At 68.2% G+C, this 15,112-nt stretch carries 11 protein-coding genes; 3 read left to right on the top strand and 8 right to left on the bottom strand.

Annotated features, from left to right (window positions below):
- Nucleotides 1-19: 19 nt before the first annotated feature.
- Entirely contained in the window at nt 20-1,360 is a 1,341-nt protein-coding gene (locus HV783_RS01960; RefSeq protein ID WP_064523123.1) for a CitMHS family transporter, read from the bottom strand.
- Between the two features lie 530 nt (nt 1,361-1,890).
- Here HV783_RS01960 and HV783_RS01955 point away from each other — a divergent pair.
- From HV783_RS01955 to HV783_RS01945, 3 genes are read left to right on the top strand one after another with little or no spacing between them, the layout of a single operon-like run.
- Nucleotides 1,891-2,589, top strand: a complete 699-nt coding sequence (locus HV783_RS01955) for a response regulator transcription factor (RefSeq protein WP_054501639.1) — start codon at nt 1,891-1,893, stop codon at nt 2,587-2,589.
- Nucleotides 2,590-2,593: 4 nt separating this feature from the next.
- Nucleotides 2,594-4,000: a sensor histidine kinase gene (locus HV783_RS01950; RefSeq protein WP_254603819.1), complete on the top strand. Its 1,407-nt coding sequence runs from the start codon at nt 2,594-2,596 to the stop codon at nt 3,998-4,000.
- Nucleotides 3,990-5,072, top strand: a complete 1,083-nt coding sequence (locus HV783_RS01945) for an ABC transporter substrate-binding protein (protein WP_064522661.1) — start codon at nt 3,990-3,992, stop codon at nt 5,070-5,072. Before HV783_RS01950 ends, HV783_RS01945 begins: the two co-directional genes overlap by 11 nt.
- Before the next feature lie 102 nt (nt 5,073-5,174).
- On the opposite strand, the gene HV783_RS01940 is transcribed toward HV783_RS01945, so the two are convergent.
- The 7 genes from HV783_RS01940 to HV783_RS01910 all read right to left on the bottom strand — a co-directional run bounded on the left by HV783_RS01940 (nt 5,175) and on the right by HV783_RS01910 (nt 15,097).
- The gene (locus tag HV783_RS01940) at nt 5,175-5,798 is read right to left on the bottom strand and encodes a response regulator transcription factor (RefSeq protein ID WP_054501642.1); all 624 of its coding nucleotides are present in this window, start codon (nt 5,796-5,798) and stop codon (nt 5,175-5,177) included.
- Nucleotides 5,795-6,874: a sensor histidine kinase gene (locus HV783_RS01935; protein ID WP_175188606.1), complete on the bottom strand. Its 1,080-nt coding sequence runs from the start codon at nt 6,872-6,874 to the stop codon at nt 5,795-5,797. Before HV783_RS01935 ends, HV783_RS01940 begins: the two co-directional genes overlap by 4 nt.
- A gap of 386 nt (nt 6,875-7,260) precedes the next feature.
- Nucleotides 7,261-7,455: a hypothetical protein gene (locus HV783_RS01930; protein WP_054501644.1), complete on the bottom strand. Its 195-nt coding sequence runs from the start codon at nt 7,453-7,455 to the stop codon at nt 7,261-7,263.
- Between the two features lie 18 nt (nt 7,456-7,473).
- On the bottom strand, nt 7,474-10,245 hold the full coding sequence (gene mgtA / locus HV783_RS01925; protein ID WP_175188605.1) for a magnesium-translocating P-type ATPase: 2,772 nt from the start codon (nt 10,243-10,245) through the stop codon (nt 7,474-7,476).
- 116 nt (nt 10,246-10,361) lie between these two features.
- Complete coding sequence (locus tag HV783_RS01920; protein WP_054501645.1) at nt 10,362-10,703, bottom strand: hypothetical protein; 342 nt, start codon at nt 10,701-10,703, stop codon at nt 10,362-10,364.
- A 307-nt stretch (nt 10,704-11,010) separates the two neighbouring features.
- Entirely contained in the window at nt 11,011-13,944 is a 2,934-nt protein-coding gene (locus HV783_RS01915) for a TonB-dependent receptor (RefSeq protein WP_175188604.1), read from the bottom strand.
- 121 nt (nt 13,945-14,065) lie between these two features.
- The gene (locus tag HV783_RS01910; protein WP_175188603.1) at nt 14,066-15,097 is read right to left on the bottom strand and encodes a FecR family protein; all 1,032 of its coding nucleotides are present in this window, start codon (nt 15,095-15,097) and stop codon (nt 14,066-14,068) included.
- Nucleotides 15,098-15,112: the final 15 nt, after the last annotated feature.

Raw genomic sequence — 15,112 nt, 5'->3', positions numbered from 1 at the left:
ACGTGGAAAAGCGCGGCCGTCAGGCGACGGAGCCGACCAGGGGGAACAGGCCGAACGCCAGCGCGGCCGCCAGCATCACCAGGCAGACCATCGTGGCCCACTTGAGCGAATAGCGCTGGTGGTCGCCAAACTCGACGCCCGCCAGGCCCACCAGCAGGTAGGTCGACGGCACCAGCGGGCTGAGCAGATGCACCGGCTGGCCGATCAGCGAGGCGCGCGCCATTTCCACCGGCGTGATGCCATAGCCTTGCGCGGCTTCGCTCAGGATCGGCAGCACACCGAAATAAAAAGCGTCGTTCGACATGAAGAAGGTGAACGGCAGGCTGACCAGCGCGGTGATGCCGGCCAGGTACGGTCCGAGCGCATCGGGGATCACCGCCAGCAGGCTGCGCGACATGGCTTCCACCATGCCCGTGCCCGACAGGATGCCGGTGAAGATGCCCGCCGCGAAGATCAGCGACACCACCGACAGCACGTTGCCGGCATGCTGCGCCACGCGGCGGCGCTGCTCGGCCAGGTTCGGGTAGTTGATGATCAGCGCGATCGCGAAGGCGATCATGAAGAGCACCGGCAGCGGCAGCACGCCCATCACCAGGCTCACCATCAGCGCCAGCGTCAGGCCGGCGTTGACCCACAGCAGCTTGGGACGGCGCAGGTCGTGGTCGACCTCGATCTCGGGCAGGTTCTTGGGGCCGTCCTCGTCGTAGCCGGCGTGCAGCGAGGCGCCGTCGGGCAGCGACAGCACCCCCAGGCGGCGGCGTTCGCGCAGGCCCAGGAAGAAGGCCAGCAACAGGATCGCGACGATGGCCACGCCCATCACCGGCACCAGCGGCACGAAGATGTCGCCGGCGTCCACGTGCAGCGCGCTGGCGGCGCGCGCGGTCGGCCCGCCCCATGGCGTCAGGTTCATGACGCCGCTGGCCAGCATCGCCAGACAGGTCATGGACAGCGCGTTCATCTTCAGGCGGCGGTACAGCGGCAGCATCGAGGCCACCACGATCATGTAGGTGGTGGAGCCGTCGCCGTCCAGCGAGATGACCAGCGCCAGCACGGTGGTGCCGACCACGATCTTGAGCGGATCGCCCTTCACCGCGCGCAGGATGCGGCCGACGATGGGGTCGAACAGGCCGGCGTCGATCATCACGCCGAAGTAGAGGATGGCGAACATCAGCATGACGCCGGTGGGCGCGATCTTGCGGATGCCATCGAGCATCATCTTGTCGATGCCGGCGCCGAAGCCGCCGAGCAGGGCGAAGAGGATGGGGACGAGGATGAGCGCCACCAGGGGCGAGAGGCGCTTGGTCATGATCAGCGTCATGAACGTGATCACCATGCCGAAGCCAAGCAGGGTCAAAAGCATGAGGGGGTATCTCCGGGCTCGTTGTTATTTGCACGCCGGTGGGGCGCTGGGGCGGAAGACTAGGAAGAAAAGCTGTCTGGAACCTGTCGTTTTTGGGGGGGCCGGGGTCGGGTGGGGAGTGGGTGACAAAGGAGATGTAGGCCGTCCGGGGCGGGCGGGTGTCGCGGGGCGCGCCTGCGATTGCGGTCCGGAGCGTTCGCTCCGGACTGCCCCTTCCTCATCCTCGTCCTCGCCTACGGCGACTCCTTCGGATTCCGTCGGGCGCATCTGACGGCGCGCCCCGCGACACCCGCCCGCCCCGGACTACCGGAATCTTGGTTTGGTGCTTTGCTGAACCTCGGCGGCATGGGAGCGGTTTGCGGGGCCCGCCTTTTTGGGCCGCGCGGGCGGCCCAAACGGCTTACGCGGTGGGGGATGGCGTGAGGTGTCCGCTGCGCGTGGGTGGAGGGAAATGCCAGCCTTAACAGGGGGTTACAGGGGGACGGATGCGTGGTGAGGGTGGCGTGGGACGCTATGCGACAATCTCGCGCATGCGGATTCTGGTGATCGAAGATGATGAGGACCTGGCCGACGCGCTTGTGCGTCGGCTGCGTCGTCTTGGGCATGCCGTTGATTGCCAGAATGATGGGTTGAACGCGGATGGGGTGTTGCAGTACGAGACCTTTGACCTGGTGATCCTGGATATCGGATTGCCGCGCATGTCGGGGTTCGAGATCCTGCATCGGCTGCGGGATCGGGGCAGCAAGACGCCGGTGCTGGCGTTGACGGCGCGCATCGATATCGAGGATCGGGTGCATGCGCTGGATACGGGGGCCGATGATTACCTGGCCAAGCCGTTCGACTTTCGCGAGCTGGAGGCGCGCTGCCGGGCCCTGCTGCGGCGGCCCAGCGTGCAGGCGGCGGGGGTGCTGCGGTTTGGCGAACTGGTGATCGACAGCGCGGCGCGGCAGGTCAGCCTGGCGGGGCAGCGCATCGATCTGCCCAAGCGCGAGTACAGCCTGCTCGAGATTCTGTTGGCCGGTATGAACCGCGCGGTCAGCAAGGCCGAGATCGCCAACAAGCTGTTCGCGTTCGATGACGACGCGGCGCCCAATGCCATCGAGGTCTACATCGCGCGGCTGCGCAAGAAGCTGGAAGGCTCGCCGCTGCGCATCGAGACGCAACGCGGCACGGGTTATCTGCTGACGGCGGCCGGGGATGCCGACGCCACCGCGGCGCCAAGGGACTGAAACGGTGCAGTCCCGCCGTATTTCCGTACGCCGGCGCCTGCTGGCGATGCTGCTGGGACTGTTCGTCGTGGGACTGGGCGCGCTCTACCTGCTGGTGCGCGGCTATGCGCAGCAGAACGCCGACACCACCTATGACCAACTGCTGCGCGCCTCGGCGCTGTCGATGGCCGACAGCCTGCAACTGGTGCAGGGCGAGTGGCAGATGGACATGCCCTACGCCGCCCTGGCGCTGCTGGAGCAGGCGCCGCGCGACCGCGTGTTCTATCGCGTGGCGGCGGCCGACGGCGCGCTGATCTCCGGCTACGCCGACCTGTCCGCTCCACCCGCTCACGGCGCCGACGCCGGCGCCGCGCCGCAACTGTTCACCGCCGACTACCAGGGCCAGGCCGTGCGGGTGGCGTGGATGGAGCGCAAGATCGCCGGTCCGCGCGCCACCGAGACCGCGCTGATCCAGGTGGCGCAGACGCGCGAGGCGCGCAATGCGCTGGCCGAGCGCATCCTGTGGCAGGGCACGCTGGCGCTGATCGGCTTTACCGCCGCGGCGCTGGCGCTGGCCTACTGGGGCCTGCGGCGCTCGCTGTCGCCGATCCAGCGCATCGAACGCGAGCTGGCCGCGCGCAGCGCCGCCGACCTGCATCCGATCGCCGCGCCGGTGCCCGAGGAACTGGACGAGCTGGTGCATTCGCTCGACGGCTTCATGGCGCGGCTGTCCGAGAACCTCGACACCCTGCGCCTGTTCATCGCCGAGGCCGCGCACCAGTTGCGCACGCCGCTGGCCGCGCTGCACGCGCAGATGGAAGTGGCGCTGGACGAGGAAGACCCGGCCGAACAGCGCCGCAGCCTGCTGGCGGTGCTGCGCAACGCCGAAAAGCTGTCGCGGCTGGTGAACCAGTTGCTCAGCGACGCCAGCGTCATCCACCGCAGCAACGTGCGCAAGTTCGGTCCCGTGGACCTGGCCGAGCTGCTTTCGCAGGCCGTCTACGACACCGTGCCGCAGGCCGACCCGCAGCCCGACGTGCGGCTGCGCCTGCCCGCCGCGCAGGAGAACGCGCCGCCTTGCATCGCGGGCGACAGCCTGATGCTGCGCGAGGCCTTCAAGAACCTGGTCGACAACGCCCTGCGCCATGGCGCCTCGGCGGACGGCCACATCGACGTGCGGCTCGAACGCGACGACGCCGGCTGGCGCATCACCGTGGCCGACCAGGGGCCCGGCATCCCGCCCGCGCTGGCGCAAAGCGCCTTCGAGCGTTTCTCGCGCGGCCCCAATCCACGCACGCCCGGCGCCGGCCTGGGACTGTCCATCGTCAAGCGCGTGGTCGATATCCACCAGGGCCGGCTCAGTCTCAGCAATCGCCCCGGCGGCGGCCTCGAAGCCGTCGTCTACCTGCCCGCCAACGTTCATGACGCCTAGATTTCCCCTGCTCGCGCGCCTGGCCGCGGCCGGCGCCGCCCTGCTCCTGGCCAGCGCCAGCCCCGCCGCCGAGACCAGCGCCGACGGCCTGACGCTGGGTCCGGCCGACAGCAAGCACGTGCTGGTGCTGCACGCCTCCAACAGCGTGAGGGTGTTTCGCGGCGTGCTGGAGGACTTCAGCCAGCTCAATCCTGGCGTGCGCCTGGAATACACGGAACTGTCGACCCAGGCGCTGTATGCCGAAGTGGCCGCCCGCGCCGCGCAGGCGCCGGGCGAGAAGGCCGGCCCCGACCTGGTCATCAGCAGCGCCATGGACCTGCAGACCAAGCTGGTCAACGACGGCCATGCGCAGCCGCACGTGTCGCCGGACACCCGCGCCCTGCCCGCCTGGGCCAATTGGCGCGACGAGGTCTTCAGTATCGGCACCGACCCCATCGTGATGGTCTACGACACCCGCACGCTCGACGCCGCGCGTGCGCCCCGCACCCGCCGCGAGCTGCTGGCGCTGCTGCAGGCGCCCGACCAGCCGCTGGCCGGCCGGATCTCGACCTACGACGTCGAAGGCAGCGGCATCGGCTACCTGGCCGCCACCCAGGACGCGCGCCTGGACAGCCTGGCCGGCGCGCTGCTGGCCGCCTTCGGCCGCAACGGCGTCAGCGTGCACGAATCGACCGAGCACGCGCTCGACAAGCTCGAACGCGGCGAGATCACGCTGGCCTACAACCTGCTGGAATCCTATACCCGCCACCGCATCGACCAGGGCGCGCCGCTGGCCATCATCTACCCGCAGGACTACACCCTGATGCTGTCGCGCTCGGCCATCATTCCACGGCAGGCGCCGCGCGCCGACCTGGGCGCGCGCTTTCTCGACTACCTGCTGTCGCCGCGCGGCCAGGACATGCTCGCGCGCCAGTCCGGCATGCGGCCGGTCGGCGCCTCGGTGGTGCCGGCGGCGGGCGTGCGGCCGGTGGCGCTGGGCGTGGGCTTGCTGGTGTACCTGGATCCGCTCAAAAAGCGCCACTTCCTCGACCTGTGGCGCGCCGCGGCCCAGCCGCCGGGCAAGCCGGACTGAAGCGGGCCGGCCGCCCGCTCGCGGCGCATGGCGCCTGCCGATGACGGGGCGAGCCCTTCGTCTCCAGGCATTGCGCCTCGACGAGCGCCAGCCCAATGAGCGCTAACCGCCCAGTTGCCCGCCCGCGCGTACCAGGTCCGCCAGCGTGCGCACCTGCATCTTGCGCATGACGCGCCCGCGCCGCACCTTGACCGTGATCTCGCTGACATTGAGTTCGGCCGCGATCTGCTTGTTCAGCATGCCTCGCACCACCCGCTCCATCACCGCCTTCTCGCCCTCGGTCAAAGTGTCCCAGCGGGCCTGGACCTCATCAGAACCCGATGCGCTTGCCAGTTGCGCGCGATCCTTCTCGACCGCCGCGTGGATGGTGTCCAGCAGGTCCTGGTCGCGAAACGGCTTGGTCAGGAAATCCACCGCGCCCAGCTTCATCGCCGCGACCGACATGGGAATGTCGCCGTGGCCGGTGATCATCACCACGGGCATGCGCCGCCGCGCCTGCTGCAGGCTGCGCAGCAGGTCCATGCCGCTCTGCCCCGGCAGGCGCACGTCCAGCACCAGGCAGGCTGGGCCGGTGCCCGGATCGGCGTCCAGGAACTCCCGTGCCGACCCATAGCCGCGCACGGGCAGTCCGACCGAATGCATCAGGTCCTCCAGCGACTCGCGCAGCGAGGCGTCGTCATCGACGATGTGGATGGTGGCGGGCTCGGGCCGCGTGCTTGCGATCATGAAGATTCATCCTCGGCCGCCGCTGGCAGCATGAAACAGAACACCGCGCCCTCGCGCGCGGCGGGTTCGGCCCACAACCGGCCGCCATGGCTTTCGATGATGCCGCGACTGATGGTCAGCCCCAGGCCGGTGCCTTCGGGCTTGGTGCTCCAGAAGGTGTCGAACAGGCGTTCGCGCGCCTGCGGCGTCAGGCCCGGGCCGGAGTCCGTCAGCGAACACTGCACCTGCCCCGCCTCCTGGCACGACAGGCGTAGCGTCAACTGGCGGGCGCCCGCCGGGGTCTGCTGCATGGCCTCGATGGCGTTGAGCACCAGGTTGACCAGCACCTGCCCAAGCTGGACGCGATCGCCCAGCACCGCCGGCACGCGCTCCTGGATGCGGGTGGACACCACCACTTCGTTGCGCGCCAGCTCGCCGCCGGCCAGCTCCAGCACCTCGCCGATGACGTCGGCCAGGTCCAGCCGCTCGCGTTGCGGCGCGGCATTGCGCGCGTCGCGGCGGATGCGCGCCACCACTTCGCTGGCGCGATGCACGTCGCCGGTCATGCGCTGCAGCGCGCGCAAGGCTCTTTCGATGTTGGGCGGATCGTGCTCCAGCCAGCGCTGGCAGGCGCTGCCGCTGGTGGCGATGGCCGCCAGCGGCTGGTTGATCTCGTGGGCAATGGACGCGGTCAGCTCGCCCAGGCTGTGAATGCGCGCCATGCGCGCCAGTTGCGTGCGCGCCTCGAATGCCGCGTCCTCGGCCGCCGCCCGCTTGAGCGCCAGGTAGGTAGTCACGCCAATGGCGGCAATGCTGATGAGCGCGTTGATCAGCCCGAGTTCGCGCAGTGCGCCGCCATTTGGCGTGAGGTACAGGCTGAGCAGCGTCAGCGCCGCGCACGCCACCGCGACAAGGGTGACGCCCTGTCTCGGCAGAAAGCTCAGCGCCGCCAGGATCACCGCCACGTAGAACACGGCCACGGCGATTTCCAGGCGGGTGAAGGTGTCCGCCAGGAACACTATCGCCATCAGCGCCACCAGCAGCGCAACGCCCGCGCGGGGACGCTGCTTCAGATACCTGGCCTGCTTGAGGAACATGGCGCTGCCACCCCGTTGAATGGACGCCGGCGCCGGGCCCCGATGGCCCCGCGCCGCGAGCTGCCATTGTAGAGACAGGCGCGGGCCGTGGCGCACTTTCGGAAAGCCGGCATATACCAAGGTATAGGTCCGCCATCCCAATGGCGGCTCGCCCGCGCGGGGGCCGGTTCCTATAATTTTCGGATCCCTCCCGGGCGCGTCCTTCGGCCGCGCCGCCCCGCCAACGCCTACTGGCAGCCTCCCCATGAAACCGTCCATCAAAGCCCTCTGGATCGTCCGCGGCGCCGTGCTCGTCGGCATCTGGATCGCGCTCGGCGTGATCCAGGCGCTGCACCGCGTCGCCTGAGACAATCGGGCGGCGCCCGGCCGCCCGATCCTCCCTCCCTTCAGGGCAGGAAACACAGGATCCCGCCCACGCCCAATGTCCACGCCAGCAGCATCGGCACCAGCAGCCGCAGCGGGATCAGCGGGCCATCCGGCAAGTCCGGCGCCTGCCCCGCCTGACGGAAGGCGGCCCGTTCGATCTCGTAGGCGTGCATGTCACGCGAGAATTTGCGCATTTCCTCGAAAGCCTTTTCCATGTCGTCTCTCCCGGCATGTCAGTACCACCGGCCGTAGCGGCGGATGTAGAGGGTCTTGACCTGCTGCGTCAGCGCGATGTAGCCCAGGATGGTGAGCGCCAGCCAGCCGAAGTAGATGGGCGGCAGCGACACGAATCCGATGGACTCGGCGATCGGCGAGAAGGGCAGCCAACATGCCAGCGCGATCGCGGCGGTGGTCGACAACAGCACCGGCAGCGACGCCGTGCTCTGCAGGAACGGGATCTTGCGGGTGCGCAGCATGTGCACCACGAAGGTCTGCGACACCAGGCCCTCGATGAACCAGCCCGAATTCATGATGGTCTGGCCGCCGTCGCCGCCATGCAGGGCATAGACCGCGCCGGCGCCGAACACCGTCCACATCAGGAAATAGGTGGTGATATCGAACACCGACGAGGTGGGCCCCAGCCACAGCATGAAGCGCTGGATGTTGCCCGCTTCCCACTTGCGCGGCTTCTTCAGGAACTCATCGTCCATGCGGTCCCACGGCAGCGTCAGTTGCGAGATGTCGTACACCAGGTTCTGGATCAGCAGTTGCAGCGACAGCATCGGCTCCCACGGCAGCCACGCCGACGCCACCAGCACCGAGAACACGTTGCCGAAGTTCGAGCTGGCGGTCATGTTCAGGTACTTGAGGATGTTGCCGAAGGTCTCGCGCCCCTTGATGACGCCTTGCTCCAGCACCATCAGATCCTTTTCCAGCAGCACGATATCGGCGGTTTCCTTGGCGATGTCGGCGCCGCTGTCCACCGAGATGCCGACGTCGGCGTCGCGCAGCGCGGGGGCATCGTTGATGCCATCGCCCAGGAAGCCCACGGTGTGACCGTTGGCCTGCAGCGCCTTGACCACGCGCGACTTCTGCAGCGGCGTCAGCTTGGCGAACAGCACCGCGGTTTCGGCGCGGCGGCACAGCGTCACGTCATCCATCTGCTCGATGTCGGCGCCCAGCAGCACCCGCGCGTCGTCGTCACCCAGATCCAGGCCCACGTCGCGGCAGACCTTGGCCGCCACGATGGGGTTGTCGCCGGTCAGCACCTTCACCGCCACGCCGTAGTCGTTGAGCGCACGGATCGCGGCCTGCGCCGAATCCTTGGGCGGATCCAGGAACGTCAGGAAGCCGCGCACCACCAACCCGCTTTCGTCGCTGGCCTGGAACTGCGTGCGGCCGCTGTCCTCCAGGCGGCGCGAGGCCACCACCAGCACCCGGAAGCCATCGCGGTTGTAGGCCTCGGCGCTACGCAGCAGGCGCTTGCGCATGGCCGCGTCCAACGGACGTTCCTGCCCGTCGATCATCACGCCCGTGCTGACCGCCAGCATTTCCTCGACCGCGCCCTTGGTGATCATCTCCAGGCCGCCGTCGACGCTGCGCACCACCACCGACAGACGCCGGCGCACGAAGTCGAACGGGATCTCGTCGACCTTCTCGTGATGCGCGCTGCGGTCCCAGCCGCGCAGCTCCCGCGCCCGGGCCAGGATGGCGCGGTCCATCAGGTTGCGCTGGCCGCTCTGGTTGGCGCTGTTCAGCCACCCCAGGCGCAGCACCTGGTCGTCGACGTCGCCGTCAACGTTGAAGTGATGCTCCAGGATGATGCGGTCCTGCGTCAGCGTGCCGGTCTTGTCGGTGCACAGCACGTCCATCGCGCCGAAGTTCTGCACCGAGTTGAGCCGCTTGACCACCACCTTGCGCCGCGCCATCGCCACCGCGCCCTTGGCCAGGTTGGCCGAGACGATCATCGGCAGCATTTCAGGCGTCAGCCCCACCGCCACCGCCAGCGCGAAAGTCAGCGCGGTGACCCAGTCGCCCTTGGTGACGCCGTTGATGACGAACACGATTGGCACCATCACCAGCATGAACTTGATGAGCAGCCACGACACGCTGTTGACGCCGCGGTCGAAGCTGGTCTCGACGCGCTTGGTCGACACCACGTTCTTGGCCAGCGAGCCGAAATACGTATTCGGCCCGGTCCCCACCACCACCGCGGTGGCGGTGCCGCTGACCACATTGGTGCCCATGAAGCAGATGTTGGCCAGGTCCAGCAACTCGGCGTTCTCGCCCGCCTGCGCCTCGGCGCGCTTGGCGCTGACATTGCCCAGCGTGTCGTACTTCTCGACCGGCAGCGCTTCGCCCGTCAGGATGGCCTGGCTGATGAACAGGTCGCGCGACTGCAGCAGGCGGATATCGGCCGGGATCATGTCGCCGGCCTGCAGTTCGACGATGTCGCCAGGCACCAGTTCGTTCATCGGCAGTTCGCGGCGCACCGGCTCGCTGGACTGGCTGTCGCGGCGGACCACCGTGGCGGTGCTGCGCACCATGGACTTAAGCTTCTCCGCGGCGCGGCCCGAGCGGTACTCCTGGATGAAGCGCAGCAGGCCGCTGACCGTCACCATGGTCAGCATAATGACGATGCCGGTCCAGTCGCGGTCGGCGGGCGCGGCGAACTGGATATCGGTGAGGTACGAGACCGCCGCCAGGCCCAGCAGCACCAGCACGAAGGGGTTGCGGAACGCCCGCAGCAACTGCAGCCAGGCCGGCGCGGGCTTGTCGTGCGCGACCTCGTTCAGGCCGTCGACGGCGCGACGCGCGGCAACCTCGGCGTCGCTCAGCCCGGCGCGTTGCGTCTGCAGCGTCTGCAGGCTTTCGTGCACCGACAGGCCGGCATGTCGCGCCACCGGCATCGTGCGGTTCTTGCCCGACGCGGCGCCGGCCGCGGGGGTCTTCTCGCTGCGAGGCCCGCGCGGGGCCGGCAACGAGGCTTCTTGGACTTGCTTCATGTTCGCTGCTCCCACCCGCGCACCGCCGGTGGGAGCCCGCCGTTTTCACGGCGCGAGCGTCCCCCGTCCACGGCCCGCGCGGGCTTGGTGGAAATTGAGAATCGGGTAAGGCGGAATCAATGCGGGACGGGAACGGCCGGCGCCTGCGCGCGCGGCGCTGGCGCCACGCCGACACGCAGCGTATGCACGCCAAGCTCGCGGCACAGGTCGCTGAGCCAGGTAATCACGGGCCAGGGATTGCCGCTGTCGCTGCGCAGGCTGATGGCGGTGCAGGCCTGTTCGCCGTCGGTCGAGTAACGCACGTCTGCCACGGTTTCCGACCGCTGCCGCAGTTCCTCGTAGAGGCGCTTGCGGATCAGGGCCAGCACCGCGGGGCTGCCGTAGAACGTCAGGTTGATGAAGGCCGGCGCGGGGGCCGCGCGGCGCACGGGATTGGGGGAAAGGGTATGGAACAGCATGCGCGTCTCCTGGAAACGGGCGATTCCGCCCGCAGGGGTTCGGATGGCGCATGCAAGCCGTCGCGGCTCCGGATCGATCCGGACGGGCGTGGCGGCTGACAAAAAAATGCAGACCCGCTAGACCCGGCGTGCGCCGTGGGTTCTGGTACTTCCGTCGTCTTCCACGGCGGGCTCCTATAGGGTTGCAACAGGCGGCAGTGTAGGTCCGGGACGGCGTTCCGAACAGATCATGGGGCGTATACCTTGGTATAGATGCCGGCGCGGGCAGGCCTCGCGTGCGGACTGCCCGTCCCCGGACGCCGCGCGCTCAGAAACGCGTCTGCATGCCGATCCGTACCGTCCGGCCCGGCGCCGGCATGAAACTCTGCGCCAGCGGATCCAGGTAATAACGGTTCGTCAGGTTCTGCACCGAGAGGCTCACCATCACCCGTTCGCGCAGCTGGTAGGTCATGAACAGGTCGAACAGGGTCACGGGGTGGTACACGAGCTGTTTCGTCGTCGGTGTTTCCTGCCACGGCTGGTCGGCCTTGACCGTGGGGCCCGAGGTGTAGGCCATGCGCCCGCCCAGCGTCAGCGCTTCATTGAAGAAGCGCAGGCCGGCGGTCAGGCTCAAGGCCAGCCTGGGCGGATTCTGAGCGTTGGTATACGAACCCATGAAACTGCCAGGGGTGCACGTCGGCGTGTTTTCCGTATGCCGCATAGCGCTGGGGTTGTCACGCAAGTGCTGCGCGAAGGCGGCGTCGCAGGTCTCGGTCTTCAGGTAATACGTGGCCGCCAGATCGGCGAACACCCGCCCGGCGTCATAGCGCGACTGGAATTCCAATCCGCTGGTCTTGTAGCGGTCGGTGTTCCGCATCTGCAATGCCTTTTCGGTCAGCTCCTCCACCCCGTCATAGTCGTAGTAGCGCACGATGTAGTTCTTGATGTTGTTGTTGAAATAGACCACCTTGGCGGCGACCGTGTCGCCATCGGCCAACAGGTTGCCACGCACCGTGCTGGCGCCGAATTCCCAACTATTGGAACGCTCTGGCTTGAGCCCCCTGCCCGGTGACAGGCTCATCGTGCCAAGGCTGGTCTCGAACAGCGATGGCAACCGCAGCCCCTGGGTGTACGAGGCATAGACGAAAGTGTCCGGCACCAGTTCCAGGTTCAGGCCCACCGATGGGGCGAAGCCGCCGCCGCGGCTGCGCAGCCTGGGGGCATGCGCATAGCCGGTGACGACCTCTTTCACATCCTCGTCATAGACGCGGGTCGAGCCCGCCCCGAAGTCGTCGTACGGCACGCCGACCTCGGGGCGGTTGCTGTCCTGGAAGACGATGCCGTTATGCAGGCGCGGGTCGGTGGCGTCCGTGTACAGGCCTTGCTCGTCCGGCCACCACGTCTGGTAACCGAAGTTGCCCGGCCACCACCACTCACCCGGCTTTTTCACCATGATGGGGCGATAGGAGCGCGATTCGCGGATGGCGGTGGAATACACGCCGCGGTCCCTGACGTCAAAATGGCTGTAGCGGCCGCCGCCCCACAACGTCAGCGACGCCACCGGCCGGTATTCCAGCTTGCCATTCAGGCTGAACTCCCGGCGCGAGGCATCGCGCAGCACGCGGTTGCCGTCGATGTCCTGCTGCGTCGTCACCACGCTGCGCTGCGGCCGGAGATCCTCGACCTGGAATGAGCCGCCCAGGTTGAGGCTGACATCGCCGCGCGCCGTGCGCCACCGCGAGGTATTGGACAGATCGCCGCCAATGCGGCGGTCGGCCTGCCGGGTCCATCGGCGATCCGTCACGTAGGCCTGAGACGCCGGCGCCCACACCGAGGTCAATTGGCTGGTCTTGGCATCCGTCATCCACAGGTTCACGCCCAGGTCCAGCAGCGGATTGTCCGCCGGCTGGAACTGATAGCGCGCCGTATAGGTGTCGATACCGATTTCCCCCAGCGGATACTGCGTGATGCCCGCCGTGCCGGACCGGATGATGTCCGACGGCATGATTTCGCCGATTTTGCCGGCGTAGCGGCGATAGCCCAGTTCCAATGCGTGGCCTTCGGCGGGTCGCAGCGTCAGTTTCAACAGCGTCGACTCGGTTTCGGCCGACGAATTCAACACTTCCTCGCCAGGGTTGTAGGACTTGGCCACGCTGTTCCTCTCGTAGCGACCACCCGGGTAATACATGCGATAACGCTCCCGCCCCTTCTTGCCCGAGAAGTAGTTGCCCTGGTTGCGGTGCGCGTAGGCCGCCACGAAGTCGAGGCGGTCGTTGGCATAGGCAAACGCCAGGCTGCCCGATTCCGCGCGCGACCCGAACAGGCTGCCATGGCTATCGTGCGGAACGGCACTCAGATCATTCGCCGAGGGCTCCCCTGTGGAGGACGATGGCGGATTGACGCCACGATGTGGCGGCGCCACGCCGTTGTTCCATAACTCGCCCTTCAGGCGCAGGCCGACCCGGCTGCCTTCCGTGAGGATGTCCCGCACGCCCAGCGTGCGCATTTCCACCGAACCGCCGATGGCGCCGGACGTCACGGAGGGACCTTTGTTGACGGTCACGTCGCTGATCAGGTCCGGGTCGATATAGCTGCGCTGGGCCGTGCCTCCGTATCCGCGGTACACGTCCAGCGCCTGCTCGGAGCCATCGACCCGCACCGCCACCCGGCTCTGCCCCTGGATGCCGCGGATGTTGACGTCCAGCGCGCCGCCGTTGCGGCTGTCGCCAACCTGCACCCCCGGTATGCCGGCCAGCAGATCACCGACCGACACCCGGCCGAAACGGTCGAGGTCCCGGCTGGACAGATACACGGATGAACGTGGCGCGGCATAGACCTCTTTCCCGGCCACCGCATCGCCCTCGATCTCGACCGGCGCCAGGGTCACGGCTCCCGGCGACACCACCAGCACATAGCCGGATGCGCTGCGCCGGGCCTGCAGGCCGCTACCGCGCAACAGCGCCGCGAAGCCTTCTTCCAGCGCGTAGCGGCCATGCAGCCCCGGACTCTCGCGACCGGCCACCTGTTCGGCAATCAGCGACAACGCGATGTCGGACTGTTGCGCATAACGGCTCAAGACGTCCGCCAGCGAGCCGGCGGGAATGTCGTATTGCCTGTCGACGCGCTGCGCCTGGGCAATCAGCGCGATCGACGCGCCCAACCCGGCCAGCACCAGGCGGGCAGCGGGGGGCAGGCCGCGGGGTTGGGGCGGCGGTGAAAATCGGAAACGGCGGCGCGGGCCTGCCGGGTGGAGCTTGTGCATGATCGTGGTCCTCAGCTCGGGCGCCGGGACCTATCGATACGTCCCGGATCATCGCCATTCAGAAGACATGACGCGCCGGACTCCAAAACACGAACCACCCATCGCAGGGAATCTTCCCGGACTAGCGGGCGGCTTCGCCACCGGTCCTCCCCACCCACACGAAATAGGACGAGGCGAACCGCAGCGTCAGGCCGGGTACGCTCTCGGCCAGCAATCGCAACGCCCGGCCGGTATCGTCCAGTGGCAACACCACCGTCATGCGGATCCCCGCCAAGGCGGCCTCGTCATAGAAAATGCGGCCGGACCGGTGCCGATTCAGCTCCTCCAGCACGTCCGCCAGCGGCTGGTCCCGCGCCGCCAACTGATGGAATCTCCAGGCGTCCTCCACCTGGCCGGGATCGACCGCCGCAATCGGCCCGACGCCCTGCGCCGTAACCGCCACGCGCTGCCCGGCCCGCACCACCAGCGCTTGCGTCGGTGGCGTGCCGGCCGCCTCCACCCGCACGCGCGATTCGATCATTGCCAGCTTCGTCACGCCGTCATGCCGATCCACTGCGAAGCGCGTACCCAGCGCGACCAGCCGCGCCTCGCGCGTGCGCACCACGAAGGGACGCAGCGCATCCTTCGCCACCTCGATCAGCGCCTGTCCCTGCACCAATTCCAGCTCCCGGCGCTGGCGGTCGAATCGCAGGTTTACCGCGCTGTCACCGGCCAGGGTGACGCGCGAACCGTCCTCCAGCAGCTCGACGCGCCACTCGCCGGTCACGCTGCGCACATCCGCCATCAGATAGGACGCGGGATACACCCGCAGTGTCATCCCGCCCGCCGCGGCCACGAGCAACGCCGCACCGATCGCGAACAGCATCCGGCTCGCGCGGCGCTTGCCCGAATGGGCAAACGCCGCTTCGAATCCCGCCCGCGCCGGCGCCCCCGATTTCGCCCCCGATTGCGCCGCCGAGCCGCGCAGATCCTGCATCCGGTCCACCACCAGTCGCATGCCCCGCGCCGCCGCCTCGTGCACGGGACTTTGCCGCACCCACGCCTCCAGTTCGCGCTGCGCGGCGTCGCGCTCGGCCGCGTCGTCAGAACTCAGGCGCACGACCCACCGGGCGGCCTGTTCGGCGATGGCATCGGGGATCGGCACGCGCCTCATGCGGCGGCTTCCGGT

The sequence above is a fragment of the Achromobacter dolens genome, assembly GCF_902859745.1.
Classification (GTDB): Bacteria; Pseudomonadota; Gammaproteobacteria; order Burkholderiales; family Burkholderiaceae_B; genus Achromobacter; species Achromobacter dolens.
The sequence above is the reverse complement of the archived record's forward strand: the minus strand, read 5'-3'. Positions and strand labels throughout refer to the sequence as shown.

Coding starts and splice junctions, on each gene's coding strand:
- HV783_RS01910 (WP_175188603.1), bottom strand. CDS start 15,097: ATGAGGCGCGTGCCGATCCCCGATGCCATCGCCGAACAGGCCGCCCGG.
- HV783_RS01940 (WP_054501642.1), bottom strand. CDS start 5,798: ATGATCGCAAGCACGCGGCCCGAGCCCGCCACCATCCACATCGTCGAT.
- HV783_RS01945 (WP_064522661.1), top strand. CDS start 3,990: ATGACGCCTAGATTTCCCCTGCTCGCGCGCCTGGCCGCGGCCGGCGCC.
- HV783_RS01920 (WP_054501645.1), bottom strand. CDS start 10,703: ATGCTGTTCCATACCCTTTCCCCCAATCCCGTGCGCCGCGCGGCCCCC.
- mgtA (WP_175188605.1), bottom strand. CDS start 10,245: ATGAAGCAAGTCCAAGAAGCCTCGTTGCCGGCCCCGCGCGGGCCTCGC.
- HV783_RS01955 (WP_054501639.1), top strand. CDS start 1,891: ATGCGGATTCTGGTGATCGAAGATGATGAGGACCTGGCCGACGCGCTT.
- HV783_RS01960 (WP_064523123.1), bottom strand. CDS start 1,360: ATGCTTTTGACCCTGCTTGGCTTCGGCATGGTGATCACGTTCATGACG.
- HV783_RS01935 (WP_175188606.1), bottom strand. CDS start 6,874: ATGTTCCTCAAGCAGGCCAGGTATCTGAAGCAGCGTCCCCGCGCGGGC.
- HV783_RS01915 (WP_175188604.1), bottom strand. CDS start 13,944: ATGCACAAGCTCCACCCGGCAGGCCCGCGCCGCCGTTTCCGATTTTCA.
- HV783_RS01930 (WP_054501644.1), bottom strand. CDS start 7,455: ATGGAAAAGGCTTTCGAGGAAATGCGCAAATTCTCGCGTGACATGCAC.